Consider the following 19,414-nt stretch of genomic DNA (forward strand, 5'->3'; position numbering starts at 1 on the left):
GGCGGATTATGACGAATTTTCTTGGCGAATTAAGAAATAAAACGATTCTATCTCAAGATATCGTTTACAAACTACAGCAACCTCTACGTAATGCAATGACCGATTCATCTGAAGTTCTTTGGACCGCGACAGACTTTGGATCATTATGTACAAACGTTCCGTCAGACTACACACTTGCTAACGCTACAGGAAATGACGTTTTTTCAAAATCATCACTGCCTGGCCCAAGTTCATCGTCACTTTCAGGAACAACAGCTTCTGCTGTTATAAGCCTAGTTAGAACATATATGAACTATTACGCCAAAGTTCAAAAAATTAAGATTAGAAATACCGGAGTTGGAAATGCACAATCTCCTATGACGCTGATCGCATATTTACAAACAGATAGAGGCTCAACTACATCAAATGTTCTCAACGCAGTAGATACAGCGGCCAGTGCTAATAATATTGCAACTGGTCAAGTTATTACAGCAGAGAACCTAAACAATTTTATTAACTCTTGTTCAAATATATGGCGTGATTATTGTATTAATAATGTTAAACATACTTACTCTGTAAATTATTGTCACTCTAATCATTGTAGTCACTCGAATCATGGATCGAGAGGAAGAAGATAATGGAAAATTTAAAAACTATACCAATGTCTACGGAAGAGATCCAAGAGATATTTCTTAATAGTGATCTTCATTATAATATCGATTTAAAGAATTCCACTTTAAAAGGTGAAGCATTTGTTACATATATTGCTAATATGCAAATCAATTGCTCACTTGCAGATATCGACCAAACACCTAAAGAAGAGAAGTTTGAAGTTTTAAAGTACTTCCTTAATTTTAGACAAACAATAAAGTGTGACACCCTTTTGCATACAACGGCCCTACTTCTATTAAAAGCACTTAGGGCCCCTGTGGATCAATCAAGATCTTGGCTATCTGAAGAAGAGTCTGAAGAGTTTTTACAAAATAACAAAGAGCTAATGCTTCAGGCTGCGTTATTTATAAATTCCGCTCCCGTTTTTGTTGCGGCCTTCAATAAAGATTTTAAAGAAGAAATCTTTACTCAAGCATGTGAAGATGGAGAAATACAAGTAATTGATGATCCTGAAATTGTAGGAATCAACCTTATCAATTTATTCAGTATTCCAGACTTTACAGAGACCTTCATAGCTCAATATGACAACGTAATGCCTCCTGAAACCAAACAACTAAGATACTATAAAGCACAGGTTGAAAGGCTACAATATGACAAGAAAACTGTCTTTGATATTTTCTTAGGTCTAAAAGAGAAATCCTTCTTAATGTCTTTTTCTCACTTACTTCTTAACAATAGTAGTGAAAAAGAGGAACTGAGCTTACTTGAAAGCTACATCTAAGAATGATTTGCTTAGCTGATAAGGTTTACTTAACTTACGCAGAAAGTTCTATAGGTCCTGACAATGCAGAAAATGTAGCCGACCAATACGTTCAAATTATTGATCGTGGCCTAGTTGATATTCAGAACCACTTTTTTCAAAAAAATAGAATTCATTATTCTAAAAATATTACACAACTCTTATCTGAACAAAGTTTTTCGGAATTCTTTGATTCACTTATATCTAAAAATGAAAAAGTGTATATTTATGCAGATGAGAAGTCCTTTTGCGAATTTTTTATAAAATGGTTTAAAGGAATATTTCCAAAAGCAAACTGTGAAACTCTTTATCATATATTTCAAAGCTATTCTGACTATCAAAGACTACTACCTAATAGACGTAAAGTTTATCTAGATATTGATAATGATAGTAGGCATATTCCCGTTCAAGAAATTTTGCCACTATACTGGAAAAAATCACTAGAAGAATTCAGAGGACTTTTTGAACTATACTCTTCTTTTGAAATACCTATGCCTATTAAATTAAGAGTGTCTAATGAAGTTCAACTTATACAATATATTTTAAATAAGGAATCATACTTAACTTCAAATATGGCACTAGCATTTGCTAGGCTTTATAAAATTGCATTTATGAAAGAGTTTCTAGGTCTTAAAAGAACCTGTATTAGAAAGCTTTACACATTAGCTAAGACTGATCATTCTTTAAGCTTTAAATTCACAAGCAGCTCATCAATATACGAACAACTAAGTCAAAATAAGAAATTAAACTTCTTACTCGATAACTCTTTTGACCAAGAAGATGAAAAATCCTTTGATAGCTTTATGAAGCTTGAACAACATATTAATCAATTAAACACTCTAATTGAAATCGATATGTTAATTTCTGACAAGACTGACAATCCTTGTATTTCTGGATACTTAGAAAATGGCAAACACCCAAAACCACTAGAGCTTATCGCTGTCGAAATTGAACAAATAAGCCCTTATGAAATTCTTAAAAGTTCAGTACAAGATAATGAATTAAATATTTTTCTCGTGCAATCTATTCTATCATTGAAGAATGCTGGTAATAATGATTCTCTACTAAATCAGCTTAACATGGAATTTGAAATTTAATATGTATCATAGAGACTTTGAACAAACTGATTCTCAAAAGAAAATGTCTTTAATTGTTAAGCCTACAGAGGCCTGTAACTTTTCTTGTGACTTTTGCAGCTCAACCGAATTGGTTGAAGACAAAAAAGAACGACTAGAGTTAAAAAGAATTTATGAGTTCTTAGAGAGATTTCCTGAAACAGATAGAATTTTTGTTGTTGGAGGAGATCCTTTAATGATGTCTCCTAAATATTATTTAGAACTCATTAATCATCTCGAAGAACATAACTATCCTGCTCTCATTTCTATGACGACAAACTTGTGGGATTTCTATAAAAAGCCTGAAAAATGGACCGCGATTTTGGCCCATCCAAGAGTTGAAGTAGGAACCTCTTTTCAATATGGAGAAGGTAGAAAGATAACAAAAGATCTAGTTTTTACAGAGTATATGTTTCGTCTAGTCGTTAAGAAATTTAAAAAGTATATTCCACATAAAGAACTATGCTTTCTAGCCGTTGTGAACAAAGAAAATGAACACCTCGCTATCGACCATGTATACTTGGCCAAAGATATGGGTATGCAATGTAGACTAGTCTATGCAAATAAATCGGGTCTTTCTGGTGAACCATATCCTCTTTCTAAGCTATATAAAATTTTTATTAAGATTTGGAAGCTAGGTCTTGTAGAATATGAGCAAACAACCTTATCTATAATTGATAAGCTCGTAGGAGTTGAAGTCGCTTGCCCACTTTCTAGAAATTGTGACCACTGGATGAGATCTCTAAATCCAGATGGGAGATACTTCACTTGTGGTCCACTTAATGATGACCTTGATCCAGAAAATGAAATTGATTTTGATAAAGAGGTTATAAAGGGCGAGAAGTTTCACCTTCCAATGCAGATGAATCCAAAAAACCAATACCTTAAACAAGAGTGTTTTGGATGCGAAATGTTCCAAGTTTGCAACGGTTGTCGTAAGCATATCAAAGATTTAAAAGATTCTAATATGGTCGAAGAACACTGTACCAATATGAAGTCCATTATTGGAGAACTTAAAGAGATGTCTAATGATGAAGACTTACTAATTATGCAAAAGGAAATAGATCACTTAAGTAGAGAAAATGAAAAAGTTACTTATCAATAAAAATGGCCCTAAGACGATAGAATCTTTTCTCCATGCTAAAAAAGACTTTTTACAACAAGAAGAAGTTTTGAATAGCATCTTAAAAGAAAAGGCACCTCAGTATACAGAAATTGAAGTTTCATTCTTTCAGCTTTGTGAACTTCACTGTAGGTTCTGTTGGCAGGATAGTTATGACCCTACTGGTATTACAACAATTGTCAGTAAGGCCCAGACAGTACTAAACTACCTTAAGGATCAAAAAGACTCACTTCGAGATACGATTCAAGTTCATCTTCTTGGTGGAGAACTCTTTGAAGATAGTAATGATTACTACTCTCAATATTTTGATTTTATAACTATCATTAAAGATTATTGTGATACGAACCTACCAGAGAAAAAACTTCTATTTGTTTTCTTAACAAATATGAATTTTCAACTTGAAACAACAAAATCAAAACTCGAAGTTTTCTTAAATTCACTAGCTGAAAATGGTACTAATTTTATACTTACTACCTCCTGGGACCCAAGCGGTCGTCCCTTAAAAGGAGAGATAAATACAAAATTTCATTCAAATATTACCTATTTTAAAAATTATCTATCCGAAATAACCTTCGTACTGACAAAGCCCACTATCAACAAACTACTTAATAATCAGTATGAATATCTACAGCTACTCGTTGATGAAGGGTTCACAATTGACTTTGACTACTATATGCCCACAACTAATGCCGAATCACTTATGCCAAGTGATTGGGATCTATTGAATGCATTTCGAATGCTCATTAAGACATTTCCAAATATTAGAAAGCTAAAGGCCTGGACACAAAATATTAATGCTCCTACAAAGTTAACATGTGCAAGCTTAAGTAAAATCACAATATTACCTGATGGTACAATTACTAATTGTAGACATCTCGATTACAGTGATGAAAACTTCTCGACTAAAATAATTAATGAGTCTAACAGCTCGATGATATTTAATTTTATTTCAAAAAAAGAATGTCTCTCCTGCTCTTACTTTGAACAGTGTCCGTTAAGCTGTTTTCTTATGTCAGACAGTAAACACTTCAGCTCTAAAAAAGAGTTAGATGAGTGCTTTTACAAAACTCTCTTTAAAGAAAAGAATGAACAGAGACCTGTATAAACAAATTCAAGAAGAAGGCTTCGTGTTTAAAACCTTTGAGTCGACTACGGAGTTTAAAAAACTTGCCCTACATTCATCTCCAGATGATGAAGTACTCTTAGGCCATATTCATAGAATACTAGAATCTTTCTTTGTTCCTATAAATAATTTACAAATAGTCTTTGAAGATTTTAAACAAAATGACTCAAATGATCTACACACCCATTTGATTGCAGCAGATTATCAGGTACTCATCTGGGTAACAGAAGACTCTGATTTTTCAGGAAGAGACTTCCTTTACGAGAAAGTACCATCACAGACAAAACGCTTTCGGCCTAGTAATGGTGATATTTGTTTTATGAAGACAAATGATTTACGGTTTCGCCACGGAGTATCTACATTAAAATCAGATTCACATATTCGTACAATAATTATAAGTGTGAATTGTAACGCCAAAAATGGAGAACATTTAACTGTCTCTCAAAGTCTTGATTCAATTTAACTAAGAGAAATCCATCCCATATCTGGACCGGTGTATTGAAGATAAATTTTTTCACCAGTTAAGTGAGAAAATAATTCCTTCATTTTGATCTGCCCCTGCTTGGAGTTGATCCTCTCATTTCCAGGATCAATAATACGATTACTAAAAAGCCTTGATAATCTTCCTGCTTCTATTTCAACTATAGATACAAACGGCACAGGCTCTACGGGAAGAACAATTGCCCCTTTTTTCTTTATATCTTTTGCCGCAACAACCTCTGTCCCTTTCCCATACGAAGACTTTGGAACAAATGTTGTAACGAACATAGCTGAAATAATCGATAAGAACCCACGTCTTTCTAGCTTTTCTTCTTCTTTCATAATCTCTACTTTATGCAAATTTTAGAGTTTGGTGAAATCTCACATATAGCCTGCTGCATCTCATCCACCCTCTTACGTAAAATTTTATTCTCTTCATGAAGCTCTTTAACAGCTTGGATAGCAACTGCCGTTAATTGAGGATATTTTACAAGAAGAACGCCACTCGTTCTATTTTTAACAACAAGACTAGGATATACCTTCTCTAAATCCTGGGCCAATACGCCAATATCTCTTCTATCATCTGCCTTCCATTTAAAACGTACTCCGCTCAACTTCTCTAAATCTTTAAGTACATTTTCTAATGGATGAATATTTCTCTTTAGTCTCTTATCAGACTGCATTGCAATGTACTTTCCATTAGCAACTGTAATATGCTCATTAAAAAGTGCTGTTCCTGTAAATGTTGAATTACCCGATACTGTCATTCGAGCATTCAATGTAATATTATCTGTCGTAGCACTATCACCTATAACCGTTGTATTAACTGTAGGAGATGCGGCTAGACTCTCCGTTCCTTTAAATAAATAACGAGCATCTAAATCAGTGATCAGGCCATCAATATATCTTTGCGATACTGCTTGTTGCTGAGCAGCTGCATCATTAGGAATTGCGGCAATGCCAGGGTATGGAACAAGGTCGCAACTCTGAGAGGCAGAATTGAATGTCCCTCCAATATTTTCACAAGAGTTCTTTGTAGCGCCCGCTGCACTATTAAAACAACCAACAAAGTTATCGGCCAAATCTGTAACGACAGAAAGAGTTACTACTTTTCTAAGGTTTTGCGCTCCCTGTGCAACATTGCTTGTTTTCTGGATACCTATAACTAAATCAAAAGTACCCACCTTCGAAGTTCCATCACTGGCCAAAGATATATTTTCAACATCTAAACCTGTAAGAATAACTTTTCTATTACCATACTGAGATCCCACAACAAAGACATCAGCTGCATTTGAATTTTGAATACTACCTACACTAGTATTTGCAGCAAGATTAATTCCTGTAAATGTATTCTCACAAGCCTTTTCATTTGTTAACGTTTGAGCTATTCCATTGGTGACCAAGGTAACTTCAGATTGAGTTTCAAATGTTTTTTGAGACTTCATCATATTATCTACAAGCCTCATTACGCCAAGAGAAACGACTCCTAGCAAGCCTGCGGCAACAACAACTTCTGCAAGAGAAAAACCTTTATTATTCATAAGCCTATTTTACCTTTACCCAATGTCTATTATTCACTTCAATTCTAACCGTTTCCGAACTAATACTTTCAGCGATTTCTTTTTTCTTATAAATGCCAACAATGCGTTCTGGGTAATCTCTCTTTTCCTCAAGAGTCATTTCTGTCAAGAATCCATTCTCATCATTTGTTAAAGGAGTTCCACACTCATATTCTTTATCTACATAAGCAAGAACCCAACCGGCAACGGCTATTGGAACCTCTTTAGGATAGCGCCCTTGACCCACTCCAAAACCAAAAGTATCTGAAGCAATTCCAATTACTGACTTTTGGCATCTCTTATCCGCGATCATTGCCCCTTCTATTGTATCGACGTAACACTTTCCGTACTCAAGATCCCCCATGAGTAATTGAAAGTCAGCAACATCATTCCAAACAGAATTCCATACTTTCTCTGCAATAAAACTTCCTGTCACGGAGTTAGAGCTAGTCGAAGATAATGCGAGATCATTACCAGTTGTCCAATTTGTGACAGATCCATTTGTAGAGTTTATAGATATACTTTTTAAAACAGTAGGCATTATTATTTCTCCAATATTACGTATAGCTTAAATTTTTATTCTCTCAACCTACTTCTATGATAGTTGAGAAGATTTTGTTTTCGATGTCACATAGCCTTGTGCTGAAGCAATTTTTTCAACATTTAGAAAATATGAGAACCTCATTAAATATCTCGTCTGATCTAATGGCGGCGTAGTTTTATGTGGAAATAATTGATTCGTAGGAAAAATTATTAGTGAACCTGTAGTAGGTTTAAAAACTTGTTTTTGAAGTGGAAAGATTATTTCACCTCCACTTTCATTTTCATTCAAATAAAGTAAAACAAGAAAATCTCTTTGATGGATATCATTTGCCCCATCATAAACAAAAGGAGCGTCAAAGTGCTCAGGAGAAAACTCACCAACCCTTTGCTCCCAAAAGACGCCATGACTAAAATTATAGTCCTCTCGATAATTAAATAATGGTTCCAAATAATTTTCTATTTCAGTTGAGATTTTTAAATCTAGCGACTCTAAATCATTTGACCAATCTTGAGAAAGATCATCTCTTTTTAAGTACAATTCTCTGATTGTCTTATCTCTATCTTGAACTTTGCGAGTATCAATATCAGATAAATGCTTATCTAAGTTATATTTTGATATCAATTGATTACATTGATCTTTAGTTAAAAAATCTTCAACAAAACGAATATACATAATAAATCCTTTTACTTAGTATAAAATGATCTAGAAATAAAACAAGCCCTGTTTTCATTCAAAAAAACGCGCCACATCAAACGTGCCAATTGTTCAGTTGTCAGACATTCTTAGAATTTGATATAAATTACGCCTCAATTCACAATCCAAACAAAAGGACCCACTATGTGGTTTTTTACTGAAGAAGAAAAACAAATTAAAGAACTGTGCGCTGACTTTGCTAAAAATGAGCTCGCGCCCGTTGCAGAAATGCATGATACGAATGAAAGTTTTAATATTGATGCCTTTAAAAAAATGGGACAGCTCGGTGTTCTAGGTATAACTGCCGATCCTAAATATGGTGGCGCAGGAATGGGTGCCGTGGCGGCGACTATAGTTATGGAAGAGTTTGGAAAGGCCTGTGCTTCATCCACTCTAAGCTACCTTGCTCATTCAATTCTTTGTGTAAATAATATTCAAAATAATGCAAGTGAAGCTCAAAAAGAAAAGTATCTACCAAAACTCATCTCAGGTGAACATATTGGATGTATGGGAATGAGTGAGCCAGAATACGGATCGGATGCAGTGGGAATTCAAACGAAAGCTGAGAAAAAAGAAGACCACTATCTAATCAACGGTACAAAGATGTGGATCACAAATGCACAGTACTCAGACATTGCTTACGTCTATACAAGAACAGGTAAAGATAGAAAGAACCTTTCCACTTTTATCATTGAAAAAGGAACAGAAGGTTTTTCAGTTGGTAAGCCAATCCATAAAATGGGTATGCGTGCCTCTCCAACAGGAGAGCTAGTATTTGAAAACTGTAAAGCTCCACTTTCTTCGATTGTTGGAAATGAAGGTGATTCTATTTATCATATGATGAAAAATCTTGAGCTAGAGAGAATTACTATTGCAGGAATCTCACTAGGGATCGCACAGGCATGTGTAGATCAATGTATTAAATATGCTGGTGAAAGAGAGCAATTCGGAAAAAGTCTTGGTAACTACCAGATGATCCAAAAGATGATTGCCGAAATGGCAACAGAGACAGAAATGATGAGAAGGTTTCTCTACACTGTTGCAAAAGAATATGACGATGGAAAGAAAGGCCCAGTGGTTGCAGCTCAAGTCAAACTTCAAATACCAAAAATGGCCACAAAAATTGCTTTAGACGCTATCCAACTACACGGTGGATATGGCTACTCTAGAGAATTCCCAGTAGAAAGAATGATGAGAGATAATAAGCTAAACGAAATTGGCGCCGGAACAAATGAAGTTATGATTATGATCATCGCTAAGAAGCTTCTAGAGCTAAATAAGTAAATACCTTATCCGAGTTCATGAAAATGGACTCGGTACATCTAACTACTGATGCTTCCATTTCTTAGGAAGATATTTAGAAAATGCCTTTCCAAACTTTCCATTATTAATATTCTTTTCAACAGACTTTTTTAATTTTTCCATCAAAGCTTTATTTTTTGAAGCCTTAGAAAAATGTAACCAATCTTCTTTAACACCAATAAAGTAAGGTGTTCCAAATTGCTCAACACTTAGTCCTTGAGCTTCAATTTCATAATATAATGTGGCCGCAGTTCCAATTACTGCATCAATTCTTCCGTTTTTCAAACGCTCAATACATTTAGAATAATTGATACAACTTCTTTTTGTAATTTTGGAGTCTGCATCAAATCTATCATTAAATTTCCCACCAAGCCTGACTCCAACCTGAAGACCTGAAAGGGACTTATAGTCAGTTATCTTAACGCTTTTTACTGGCAAAACAATAATATCCAACTCTCCCCACCGCACTAGTGGAACTAGCTTCTCATCTCGCTCTTCATTTCTATAGAAAACACCAAAGTCACTCTCTCCTACAAGTAGCGAATTCATCATTCTCTTATAAGGGAGTAGTTTCACATCTATTGGCAGATTAAGATCACTAGAGATGATCTTAATAATCTCTTGCTGAATTCCCACTATTTTCCCAGTTTTTTTATCGACGCTTCCCCAAGGAGGTATATCAAAAATAGCAGCTGTTAAATGTTCCGCAGATGCGCTGATTTGAAAGACAATTAGCGCAAAATAAATAATGTATTTCATTCAGCAATAGTAATACAAATAAAGTCGAAACAAAATCAATTTAACATTAAATTTCAAACAAATATTCTAATTATAATATAAACTTACATCCCTCCAGAATGGAACGCCATGCAACACCTCATATCGATCAGCATTTAAAGGCCCAATATTGCTAATTCCTACCTATATTTGATAGTATCGCTCAACTTATTCATTTTATTTATTTAGGAGAAGCTAGTGTTAAGTGAGCTACAACTTGAACTAAAAAACCAACTCGTCCGATTTTGTTCAGATGTTATTGAACCTCATATGGAAGAGGATGATAAAAGTGAAAACTTTAGAATGGATATCTATAATAAAATTGGAGAATTAGGTCTTGCAGGGGTTACGCTACCTGAAGAATATGGCGGGGCTGGCCTTAGTTACGAAGACTTATGTGTTGTGCTTAGTGAAATAGCTAAATCATCAGTTTCTTATGCAGTAACTCTTTCCGTTTCAACTATGTCTCAATCAATATTAAACGATTTTGGGACAGAAGAACAAAAAAAGAAGTATTTACCAAGCTTAACTAGCGGTGAAGAAATTGGAGCATTTGCATTATCAGAATCTCACTCAGGTTCGGATGCAGCGGCACTCAAAACTACTGCTAAAAAAGTTGAAGGTGGTTATATACTAAATGGTACCAAAATGTGGATCTCTTCCGGAGGAATTGCAAAGACCTATATTGTTATGGCCAGAACTGGTGAAGAAGGACATCGAGGAATTTCAGCATTCATAGTCAGAGATGGAGCACAAGGATTTTCATACGGAAAAAAAGAACAGAAAATGGGATGGAAAGTCTCACCAACAAGAGAACTCATTTTTGAGAACTGCTTTGTTTCAGACTCAGATTTATTAAAAGAAGAAGGCTTCGGTTTTAAAATTGCTCTTGCCGCTCTTGATAAAGGAAGAATAACGATTGGCTCAATTGCCGTTGGTCTAGCTCAAAGAGCACTGGATGAAGCAGTAAAGTACTCCCTCGAAAGAAAACAATTCAATCAACCTATTTTTGAATTCCAAGGCCTACAATTTATGATGGCAGAAATGGCAACTGAAATTGAGTGCTCAAGACTCTTAGTAGAAGAAGCTGCCAAAAATTATGACCGTGGACATAAGAATCAAAAAGTAGCATGCATGGCAAAACTTAAGGCCACCGATACAGCGATGAAAGTGACTACTGATGCAGTACAAATTCTTGGTGGAGTTGGCTACACTAGCGAATACCCTGTTGAGAGATTTATGAGAGACGCTAAGGTTCTACAAATTGTCGAAGGTACTAATCAAATTCAAAAAGTGGTCATTGGAAGAAGTCTTAAAAAAGAGTATACGAAATGAAAATAGAAAGAGTTAGTCCATTTGAAAAAGAAGAAAACCTTTTTGCTACAGACTTTTTAAAAAGCAAACTTGTAGCATTTAAAGAAATTATTAATGATCCAAGTTCAGGCTTCTTTCACCTACCAAAGAATGAAGAACTTCTTCAAAGTTCAATAGAGCTTCATAAAAAATTCGCACATATTACAGAGTTTGTTCATGTTGGAATTGGAGGGAGTTCTCTTGGACCAGAAATGCTTATCTCAGCATTATCTAAAAATAAGACGAACTTTACTTTTATTAATAATATTGATCCAGAAAGAATCAGTGATCAACTTGAAAAAGTTAATATTGAAAATGCTTTATTCTACTTCGTCTCCAAGTCAGGAGGTACGGCTGAGTTAACTGCAGGCATGAGTATCATTATCAACTGGTTAGAGGAAAAAGGGCTTTCCCAAGATCAATGGAGTAAGAAATTTGTTTTCTGTACTGACCCAGAAAAGAGTATTCTATTGGATCTAGGTAAACAACTTGATATCCCAACTCTTTCTATTCCTTCAAATATTGGAGGAAGATTCAGCGTTTTAACACCAGTTGGTATGTTTCCAGCTCTCTTTGCGGGCATTGATATTAAACAATTAATGCAAGGGGCATCTAAAGCATGTCAATACTGCTTAGATGAAAATGTAGAGAATAACCCTCTACTAAACACAGCTTCCTACCTCTATGACTTAAAGAATTTTGAAATTAATCAAACTGTCTTTATGCCATACTCATCTAAGCTAAGAGACTTTTGTTTTTGGTTTGTTCAATTATGGGCAGAGAGCTTAGGAAAGAAAAATGACCTTCAAGGCGAAGAGATTTTTACAGGCCTAACTCCTATTCCAGGATACGGTGCTACTGACCAACATTCTCAAATGCAATTATTTATGGAAGGACCTCTAGATAAGTGCCTTCTTTTGTTGGAAGTCGAAAATTTTAATACTGATTATAAACTAAATTCATCTATAGACTTTCCATCATTCAAGAAGTTGAACAACCACAGTTTAGTAGAACTTATGAAGGCCGAGTTATATGGTACAATAATGGCCTTGAAAGAAATGGGAAGACCTTTTATACACTTTAAGATTGATCAAAACGATGCAGCTTCTATGGGCGAGCTCATTATTTTCTTTGAGTCATTGACTGCACTAATGGGGAATTATTTAAATATCAACCCATTTGATCAACCTGGAGTTGAGCTTGGTAAGGTTTACGCTTATCAAAAACTAGAGAAAAATTGAGTATTATTATCAGGAAAGGTAATTAGTGTAACCTATTGTATTAAATAACCGATAGGGATAAAATTATAGAGTTTTTAGCACTAATCCCAAAATTTTAATGATAAGAAAGGTATTTGTATGAGTGATGATTCAACAGTTGTTTTAACAGACATTAAGGCCGCACTTGCTTCAGCAGAAACTGAAGCTGCTCAAAAACCAGCAGCTTTACTTGTTGTAGGTGGAGATTTAAATGGAACACTTTTCGATTTAAACTTGCCTGAAATATCTTGCGGTAGAAATGCCGACAACACTATTCCTCTAGAGTTTAACGGAATCTCCCGCTACCATTTTAAACTAGTTGATGCAGGCTCTGACCAATGGACAGTACAAGACACCGGATCAAAAAATGGAACATTCTTAAATAATAAGAAAATAGAGGGAGAAGTTACTTTAAATAAAGGCGATATGATCAAGCTTGGTAGTATGGCCCTTAAGTTTCTACCTAAAGGTGATCCTGAAAGATTAACATACGATAAGTTAAGTCTCGAAGCTAATACTGACGGACACACTGGTTGTTTTAATAAAACATACTTCAACAATAAGTGTGAACTAGAAGTTAAAAAGTCTAAAGTAACTGGAGACCCACTATCTCTTATTGTTTTTGATCTAGATCATTTTAAATCATTGAATGATAACTACGGTCACGACGCAGGAGACTTTGTGTTAAAGGAACTGGCAGGACTCATTCGAAATAATGGTGTTAGAGATTTAGATACCTTTGCAAGGTATGGTGGAGAAGAATTTGTAATTCTTCTACCAAAGACAAATTTAAAACAATCCTTTGAAATTGCAGAGAGACTTAGAAAACTAGTAGAAGTACATGACTTTAACTATGAAGGAAAAATACTTCCTGTAACAGCTTCCATTGGAGTTTCAGATTACAGACAAGGCGTAACAACTGGAACAGACCTCTTTAAAAGAGCAGATGAAGCCGTTTACAAATCTAAACAAGGTGGAAGAAACCAGGTTAACTTTTATCGAGCGCAATGATTCAAAGTGAAAGAATTGATAAAATAAACCTTTTGCCCGAACATTTAATTGATCAAATCAAGGCCGGAGAAGTAATAGAAAGACCGGCCTCTTTAGTTAAAGAACTGCTCGAAAACTCTCTTGATGCCGGTTCAACTCAAATAAAAATTACTCTACTTGAAAATGGTCTAGACCTCATAGCAATTGAGGACAATGGGAAAGGAATGTACTTTGAAGACCTACCCTACGCGTTTTGTAGACATGCAACATCAAAGATTTCTCGTTTTGAAGATATTTATAATCTTGGTAGCTATGGTTTTAGAGGTGAAGCTTTAGCTTCAATGGCAGCAATTTCCAGAATAACATGTGTCTCGTATCCTAGTGATGATCTTTCAAATGGAGGAAAGATCGTAATTCACGGAGCTCAAGAAAAATCACATACCCAGGCAACTGGAAAGAAGTCAGGTACTTCAATCTTCATTAAAGATCTCTTTTACAATACTCCTGCTAGACTAAAGTTTATAAAGTCTAAGACGAGTGAGAAAAACGCTCTTAAGAGAATTGTAAATGCATTCATCTTAACAAATCCCAGTGTACACTTTTCAGTAAAATGGGATGATAAAGAAAGAGAAATCTATCGCCCCGTAAGCGAGTCAAAGTCTGCTGAGCGCATTTCACAAATACTTTTTCCTAAAAATGCTTCAAACAAAGACCTTCATTTCTTTAGTGGTGAGTACGAAGATCACAAAGTTAAGGGATATACGGCCAAGGCAACGAGTAAAGGAAATGCAGGAAAGCAGCAGTACCTATTTATTAATGGGAGACTCTTTACTGATAGACAGATTCACCAGACTATCATGAGAAATATGGAGAAAGCATGGCCATTTGGTGAAAGTGGCCATTACTGTGTCATGCTTGAAGTTCCTCCTTCCCAGGTTGATGTTAATGTTCATCCCAATAAGACCCAAGTAAAGTTCTTTAAATCAAATATTGTCCTCTCTGTCGTTTCGGCAAGTATTAAAAAGTTTATTTCTGAAAACGCTGCGCAAATGCCTACTCAAGAGAGTTTAATCTCACAGGAAGATCAAAGAGATCAGAGCTTGCAGATGTTTTCAAATAGTCCATTCCAAACGTATTCAGCTCACTCAGATTCTTATTTTAAACCGAATCGATCAACAGTATTTAACGTTAATGATCTAGGAGATAGGCACAATCAAAAATCAACACAAAGTACTCAATCTTTAACACGTCTTGATTCACGCTATTTAATCTTACAAAATAATCAAGCTCACCAAACATACCTTATCGACTCATATAAGATTTTCATTCAAAAATGGATATCAGACTGGAAGAGAAATTATCCTTATGAGGAGAGCTTGACCACTCCCTTACTAATAAGTGAGCCATTCGAGTTAAATTTATCTATAAAGAAGAATCTCTCTTTTCTAAAAGACTGTGGCTTGGAAATTGATCAGCTGGATGAGTCGACTTTTGCTTTAAGAACAATTCCAACAAGTTTTGACTCATATAATGTAAGAGAAGTTCTCAGTGATTTACTCGTACTATGTGAGAAGGTTAAATTAAATGAAGATAACTTTGAGAGTTTCTTACTTGATACCACTAAACTTGTAATTTTCGATAACTTCTTCCTATCTGAAAATACGATATTCTCCATAATCGAAAATATTTCAATAATCGATATGTTAGAGCAAAAGGCAGCAGTTTCTTTAGACTCCAGTAACCTTGCGAAGTTATTTAAATGAAACAGAATAAAATATTTTTTATTTCAGGACCTACAGCAACAGGAAAAACTTCAACCAGTATAAACCTTTGCCGTCACTTAAATGAAAACAATTGCCTTAGTGAAATTGTTAATTTTGATTCCCTCGTTTTTTATAAAGAATTAAGTATTGGAACAGCAAAGCCAACTCAAGAAGAAATGGGTAATTGCAAGCATCACTTCGTTGGCATGAATTCAGCAAAAGAGCCTATAAATGCTTCTGACTTTATTAATATGGCCGATAAACTTTTAGAGAATTTAACGAATCAGGGTATTTGCCCTATTTTTGTAGGTGGATCGGCTTTCTACTTAAGGGCATTTATTAAGGGTATGTATGAAAGTCAACCTATCTCGGATAAAGTTAGGAATGATTCTCAAAAAATATTTGAACAAGAAGGTATTCAATTTTTTAGAGATTTTTTAAAAAAGAACGATATTAGCTCTTATAATAATCTTCACGAAAATGACCATTATAGAAATATTAGAGCTTACGAATTTTTCATTCAAAATAATTGTCCTATAAGTGATGAAAAGAAAAAGCACGATGAGAACTCTCCTTATGACTTTTCAATAAATAGGCTTAAGAATTATTCTTTGCACCATATATACCTTGACTTAGATAAACAGGAGCATTGGAATATTATCTTGAATCGATGCCATCAAATGGTTAAAGATGGACTTATAAATGAGGTTAGAGATTTATTAACAAATGGATTTACAGGAAATGAAAAGCCTCTACAATCAATCGGGTATAAAGAAACAATTCAATTTTTAAACAATGAGTTTAAAGATCAGAATGAATATATTGAAAGAATGGCAATTTCAACTAGGCAGCTTGCAAAGTCTCAAAGAACATTTTTTAAGAAAGTGGTTCCAAAAAAATCTTACCACCCTATCTTAGATCGTTCTAAAATAATTGAAGATGCCCAGATTTTTATTCAAAGCTAAATACTTAAAGGGAATATATGAGTAGCTTACCAAGAAAACTAAAGATCATTATCATATCAGATGGAACGGGAGAGACTGCGACAGCAATTTCTAGAGCAATTATGACTCAGTTTCCAAATAGAGAAGTATTCTTTACTCGATTTAAAAACGTTAGAACTCATGATCAAGTCGATGCGATTTTTACAGAAGCTGCAATTCATCACGATCTTATCATATATACAATCGTGACAAGTGAGTTGAGAGATTACATAGGTGTTGTCGCACGAAATAGACATGTAAGAGCACTAGATCTTATAGGACCTGCCCTAACCGCATTTTCGAATTACTTTGAACAAGAGCCGAAGTCAGAGCCAGGTCTTCTTCATGCCGTAAATGATGAATACTTTAGCAGAGTCGCAGCGATGGAGTTTACTCTAAATCACGATGATGGAAGAAATCTTGAAACCTTAAGTCTAGCAGATGTCGTTTTAGTTGGAATATCGAGAACTGGAAAAACACCTCTTTCAGTTTATCTGAGTCAGCACGGAGTGAAGGTTGTAAATGTTCCTCTAGTTAAAGGAACTGTCATTCCTGAAAATCTCTTTAGTATTGATCAAAGAAAGATATTTGCTTTAACAATTGATCCCGACGCATTACTCGAGATTAGAAAGAAAAGACTCGACACTCTTGGAGCAGGTACGCATACAGGAGACTATGCCGATCAGAGTAAAGTTATAGAAGAGTTAGAATGGGCAAATGAGGTTTTTAAAGAAAATAAACGTTGGCCAATATTTAATGTAACAGGAAAGGCAATTGAAGAAACAGCTTCTGAAATCCTTAGACTTCTTAGTATGAGAAAGAATAATATTTTTAAGCAAAACAAGAGAAATGAAGATAATGAGTAATTTTACAATTACTCATTTATTTTTTCTAAAGAATCATCTCACAGAAATCAATTACTGAATCTTCACCAAGATCAAAACTTAGTTTTCGCTCAATATTCTGACCTTCCATTTTATAGTAGATATTATGAGTAGTAGGTCTTCCACTTCCATCTGCTACTGCTTCTACAGGGAAAGGGATTCCTCTACGTCCTCTAAATGGTAGCTTCTCAACTCTTGGTTCGCCAAACAAATTAAAGCTAATTGACCCTCTTGCACAATTTCTCGACATCTTCAGGTATCCATAGGCTTGATAATTCGTATCTTCAACTTCGATATCCTCAGTTGAGCCTCCTTCAAAATTTACCTTTTTTATAAAATGCTTTTTACCACTAGTCTCGACCCGAATCCAATGAGTTTCACCTTCAGTAACTTTAATAGCATTTAAAAAATCGACCTTAACCATTTTCCCATCAACAAAAACCTTTTGCTTATGCTTATCAAAACCTTTTAATACTAAAGAGACTTCTCCCTTCTTAGTTCCTATAACTTGAGCCATCTTATTTTCACGTGAACTTGTCTCATTGGAGGATGGAACTCTATTTACTATTTCTTTTGGCTTTTCTAGCTCAATTCCAGCGATCCCCATAACTAAATCTAGGTTTTGATAACCAAGACCAATAGTAAAAGTTAATATAAGAAGAGCAGCAACTTTGCCAAACGGATTTCTCTTAGTCTTCTTTATCTTTACCTGTCTTGTTCCTGTCTTAGTACCACTTGACTTCCGTCTTACTGTTTTTGTTGCATCAACTCTTCTAGATTGAGTACTTCTACTTTCATCTGATTCTGTATTTTTGGCCCTAGCAGGATTAACTTTTAACTCTCTTGTTCCTTCCTTTAAATGAGCAAACTTTTCATCTATATTAACACCAGCTGAAGTACCTCCAGCCTTAACTTTTGTTCCTCTAACTCTACTTCTTGTTCTTGTTGCTGGAACTTCTTCTTCGAATCCAAAATCAAGAACTTGCTCTTCTTTTCTATCTTTGTCAGATTGAGACGAACTACTAGAAACTTCGCTAGAGTCGGCAGATGATTGATTTCCTCCACCATTTTGCTCATTCTTCAAGTCATCCAAATATGGTTTTAAATCAATTTTACCAAATTCAAATAGTTTTTCTCTATCCTTCTTTATCTCTTCTTTAAATAACTCTTTTGCAAAAAAGCCTAAGTCTGAAGAGTTAAAATCAGGATAGCTTGAATAGAGAAACTTAATAAGTGCTCTATTTAATTGATCAAGGTTTTCAAATCTTTTATTTCTATCTTTACTAAGCGCCCTAAGAACAATCTCATCTAACTCTTTTGGTACATTAGGATTGATACTCGATGGTGCTGGTACTTTACATTCTTGAATTTTCTTTAAAACTGCTAAGTCATTAGACGCCTTAAATAGCTTTCTAGAACATAACATTTCCCACAATGTAATCCCTACAGCGAACTCGTCATAACGAGGATCTAATTCGTGCCCCTCTAAATACTCAGGTGCAAGATAAGAAAGTTTTCCTTTAATTGTTCCGGCCTGTGTTGCTTCAGAATTTGTCTCTGTCTTAGCAATACCAAAGTCTATAACTTTAATAGCACCGTCGAATGTGAGCATAATATTGTGAGGAGAAATATCTCTGTGAATAATTTGTAGATCTTTTCCCGTTAGCTTGTCTGTCAAAGTATGTGAATAGTGAAGACCTTGGCAAACTTGAGTTATAATATAAACAGAGATTTCAACAGGAAATACAAATTTTCTCTCTTTAAGTTTATCAAGATACTCTTTTAAATTTCTTCCATCACAATATTCCATTGCAACAAACAATTGGTCTTTATGCATACCATAGTCATATGTTTGAACAATATTTGGATGAAGGAGTCCAAAAGTCGTCTTAATTTCATCCATAAACATGATTCTAAAGTTCTCATCCTTAGAAAATTGTGGCTGAACCATTTTTATTGCAACGACCTTATCAGCTTGCTCACCTAAAAACCTTGCACGACAAATCTTTGCCATACCACCATCTATTAGGTGATCTAAAATTAAATATCGTCCAAAACGTTCTCTTTCCACAACTT

At 34.8% G+C, this 19,414-nt stretch carries 19 protein-coding genes; 13 read left to right on the forward strand and 6 right to left on the reverse strand.

Annotation, left to right across the window (positions count from 1 at the left end):
* The first annotated feature begins 8 nt into the window (after positions 1-8).
* From DPQ89_RS02645 to DPQ89_RS02670, 6 genes are read left to right on the forward strand one after another with little or no spacing between them, the layout of a single operon-like run.
* Positions 9-617, forward strand: coding sequence for a hypothetical protein (locus tag DPQ89_RS02645; protein WP_127714895.1), 609 nt, complete (start codon positions 9-11; stop codon positions 615-617).
* Positions 617-1,372 (forward strand): hypothetical protein, encoded by a 756-nt coding sequence (locus DPQ89_RS02650; RefSeq protein ID WP_127714897.1) that lies wholly within the window; start codon positions 617-619, stop codon positions 1,370-1,372. Before DPQ89_RS02645 ends, DPQ89_RS02650 begins: the two co-directional genes overlap by 1 nt.
* A gap of 2 nt (positions 1,373-1,374) precedes the next feature.
* The gene (locus DPQ89_RS02655; protein WP_127714899.1) at positions 1,375-2,487 is read left to right on the forward strand and encodes a hypothetical protein; all 1,113 of its coding nucleotides are present in this window, start codon (positions 1,375-1,377) and stop codon (positions 2,485-2,487) included.
* On the forward strand, positions 2,477-3,610 hold the full coding sequence (locus DPQ89_RS02660) for a radical SAM protein (protein WP_127714901.1): 1,134 nt from the start codon (positions 2,477-2,479) through the stop codon (positions 3,608-3,610). The genes DPQ89_RS02655 and DPQ89_RS02660 overlap by 11 nt, the downstream gene beginning before the upstream one ends.
* Positions 3,588-4,733, forward strand: a complete 1,146-nt coding sequence (locus tag DPQ89_RS02665) for a hypothetical protein (RefSeq protein ID WP_127714903.1) — start codon at positions 3,588-3,590, stop codon at positions 4,731-4,733. Before DPQ89_RS02660 ends, DPQ89_RS02665 begins: the two co-directional genes overlap by 23 nt.
* Positions 4,678-5,214: a hypothetical protein gene (locus DPQ89_RS02670; protein WP_127714905.1), complete on the forward strand. Its 537-nt coding sequence runs from the start codon at positions 4,678-4,680 to the stop codon at positions 5,212-5,214. The genes DPQ89_RS02665 and DPQ89_RS02670 overlap by 56 nt, the downstream gene beginning before the upstream one ends.
* Here the strand turns inward: DPQ89_RS02670 and DPQ89_RS02675 are convergent.
* From DPQ89_RS02675 to DPQ89_RS02690, 4 genes are read right to left on the reverse strand one after another with little or no spacing between them, the layout of a single operon-like run.
* Positions 5,211-5,573: a hypothetical protein gene (locus tag DPQ89_RS02675; protein WP_127714907.1), complete on the reverse strand. Its 363-nt coding sequence runs from the start codon at positions 5,571-5,573 to the stop codon at positions 5,211-5,213. The genes DPQ89_RS02670 and DPQ89_RS02675 overlap by 4 nt on opposite strands.
* A gap of 5 nt (positions 5,574-5,578) precedes the next feature.
* The gene (locus DPQ89_RS02680) at positions 5,579-6,772 is read right to left on the reverse strand and encodes a tail fiber domain-containing protein (protein ID WP_127714909.1); all 1,194 of its coding nucleotides are present in this window, start codon (positions 6,770-6,772) and stop codon (positions 5,579-5,581) included.
* Between the two features lie 4 nt (positions 6,773-6,776).
* Positions 6,777-7,331, reverse strand: a complete 555-nt coding sequence (locus tag DPQ89_RS02685) for a hypothetical protein (RefSeq protein WP_127714911.1) — start codon at positions 7,329-7,331, stop codon at positions 6,777-6,779.
* A 54-nt stretch (positions 7,332-7,385) separates the two neighbouring features.
* Entirely contained in the window at positions 7,386-8,006 is a 621-nt protein-coding gene (locus tag DPQ89_RS02690) for a 2OG-Fe(II) oxygenase (RefSeq protein ID WP_127714913.1), read from the reverse strand.
* 165 nt (positions 8,007-8,171) lie between these two features.
* Here DPQ89_RS02690 and DPQ89_RS02695 point away from each other — a divergent pair, with 165 nt between their 5' ends.
* Complete coding sequence (locus DPQ89_RS02695) at positions 8,172-9,311, forward strand: acyl-CoA dehydrogenase family protein (protein ID WP_127714915.1); 1,140 nt, start codon at positions 8,172-8,174, stop codon at positions 9,309-9,311.
* A 42-nt stretch (positions 9,312-9,353) separates the two neighbouring features.
* On the opposite strand, the gene DPQ89_RS02700 is transcribed toward DPQ89_RS02695, so the two are convergent.
* Positions 9,354-10,088 carry an ABC transporter substrate-binding protein gene (locus DPQ89_RS02700; protein ID WP_127714917.1) on the reverse strand — a complete coding sequence of 245 codons (735 nt, stop codon included), beginning with the start codon at positions 10,086-10,088 and terminating at the stop codon, positions 9,354-9,356.
* Between the two features lie 216 nt (positions 10,089-10,304).
* Between DPQ89_RS02700 and DPQ89_RS02705 the strand changes: the two genes are divergently transcribed.
* From DPQ89_RS02705 to DPQ89_RS02730, 6 genes are all read left to right on the forward strand, one after another.
* Complete coding sequence (locus DPQ89_RS02705) at positions 10,305-11,441, forward strand: acyl-CoA dehydrogenase family protein (RefSeq protein ID WP_127714919.1); 1,137 nt, start codon at positions 10,305-10,307, stop codon at positions 11,439-11,441.
* The gene (locus DPQ89_RS02710) at positions 11,438-12,700 is read left to right on the forward strand and encodes a glucose-6-phosphate isomerase (RefSeq protein WP_127714921.1); all 1,263 of its coding nucleotides are present in this window, start codon (positions 11,438-11,440) and stop codon (positions 12,698-12,700) included. The genes DPQ89_RS02705 and DPQ89_RS02710 overlap by 4 nt, the downstream gene beginning before the upstream one ends.
* 117 nt (positions 12,701-12,817) lie before the next feature.
* Positions 12,818-13,729, forward strand: coding sequence for a GGDEF domain-containing protein (locus DPQ89_RS02715; RefSeq protein ID WP_127714923.1), 912 nt, complete (start codon positions 12,818-12,820; stop codon positions 13,727-13,729).
* Positions 13,726-15,471 (forward strand): DNA mismatch repair endonuclease MutL, encoded by a 1,746-nt coding sequence (mutL, locus tag DPQ89_RS02720; protein ID WP_127714925.1) that lies wholly within the window; start codon positions 13,726-13,728, stop codon positions 15,469-15,471. Before DPQ89_RS02715 ends, mutL begins: the two co-directional genes overlap by 4 nt.
* A complete protein-coding gene (gene miaA / locus DPQ89_RS02725; RefSeq protein WP_127714927.1) occupies positions 15,468-16,436 on the forward strand; it encodes a tRNA (adenosine(37)-N6)-dimethylallyltransferase MiaA in 969 nt (322 codons plus the stop codon). The genes mutL and miaA overlap by 4 nt, the downstream gene beginning before the upstream one ends.
* Before the next feature lie 17 nt (positions 16,437-16,453).
* Complete coding sequence (locus DPQ89_RS02730) at positions 16,454-17,320, forward strand: pyruvate, water dikinase regulatory protein (RefSeq protein ID WP_127714929.1); 867 nt, start codon at positions 16,454-16,456, stop codon at positions 17,318-17,320.
* Positions 17,321-17,345: 25 nt separating this feature from the next.
* Here DPQ89_RS02730 and DPQ89_RS02735 read toward each other — a convergent pair whose 3' ends face one another.
* Positions 17,346-19,409 (reverse strand): serine/threonine-protein kinase, encoded by a 2,064-nt coding sequence (locus tag DPQ89_RS02735; protein WP_127714931.1) that lies wholly within the window; start codon positions 19,407-19,409, stop codon positions 17,346-17,348.
* Between the last annotated feature and the right edge of the window lie 5 nt (positions 19,410-19,414).

Origin of the sequence: Halobacteriovorax sp. HLS (assembly GCF_004006665.1) — a bacterium.
GTDB lineage: Bacteria > Bdellovibrionota > Bacteriovoracia > Bacteriovoracales > Bacteriovoracaceae > Halobacteriovorax.

Excerpts from the sequence above, each read along its gene's own strand:
- DPQ89_RS02715 (WP_127714923.1), top strand. The coding sequence starts at position 12,818 with ATGAGTGATGATTCAACAGTTGTTTTAACAGACATTAAGGCCGCACTT.
- DPQ89_RS02685 (WP_127714911.1), bottom strand. The coding sequence starts at position 7,331 with ATGCCTACTGTTTTAAAAAGTATATCTATAAACTCTACAAATGGATCT.
- DPQ89_RS02690 (WP_127714913.1), bottom strand. The coding sequence starts at position 8,006 with ATGTATATTCGTTTTGTTGAAGATTTTTTAACTAAAGATCAATGTAAT.
- DPQ89_RS02670 (WP_127714905.1), top strand. The coding sequence starts at position 4,678 with ATGAGTGCTTTTACAAAACTCTCTTTAAAGAAAAGAATGAACAGAGAC.
- DPQ89_RS02665 (WP_127714903.1), top strand. The coding sequence starts at position 3,588 with ATGAAAAAGTTACTTATCAATAAAAATGGCCCTAAGACGATAGAATCT.
- DPQ89_RS02680 (WP_127714909.1), bottom strand. The coding sequence starts at position 6,772 with ATGAATAATAAAGGTTTTTCTCTTGCAGAAGTTGTTGTTGCCGCAGGC.
- DPQ89_RS02655 (WP_127714899.1), top strand. The coding sequence starts at position 1,375 with ATGATTTGCTTAGCTGATAAGGTTTACTTAACTTACGCAGAAAGTTCT.
- DPQ89_RS02700 (WP_127714917.1), bottom strand. The coding sequence starts at position 10,088 with ATGAAATACATTATTTATTTTGCGCTAATTGTCTTTCAAATCAGCGCA.
- miaA (WP_127714927.1), top strand. The coding sequence starts at position 15,468 with ATGAAACAGAATAAAATATTTTTTATTTCAGGACCTACAGCAACAGGA.
- DPQ89_RS02695 (WP_127714915.1), top strand. The coding sequence starts at position 8,172 with ATGTGGTTTTTTACTGAAGAAGAAAAACAAATTAAAGAACTGTGCGCT.
- DPQ89_RS02675 (WP_127714907.1), bottom strand. The coding sequence starts at position 5,573 with ATGAAAGAAGAAGAAAAGCTAGAAAGACGTGGGTTCTTATCGATTATT.
- DPQ89_RS02650 (WP_127714897.1), top strand. The coding sequence starts at position 617 with ATGGAAAATTTAAAAACTATACCAATGTCTACGGAAGAGATCCAAGAG.
- DPQ89_RS02730 (WP_127714929.1), top strand. The coding sequence starts at position 16,454 with ATGAGTAGCTTACCAAGAAAACTAAAGATCATTATCATATCAGATGGA.
- DPQ89_RS02645 (WP_127714895.1), top strand. The coding sequence starts at position 9 with ATGACGAATTTTCTTGGCGAATTAAGAAATAAAACGATTCTATCTCAA.
- DPQ89_RS02710 (WP_127714921.1), top strand. The coding sequence starts at position 11,438 with ATGAAAATAGAAAGAGTTAGTCCATTTGAAAAAGAAGAAAACCTTTTT.
- mutL (WP_127714925.1), top strand. The coding sequence starts at position 13,726 with ATGATTCAAAGTGAAAGAATTGATAAAATAAACCTTTTGCCCGAACAT.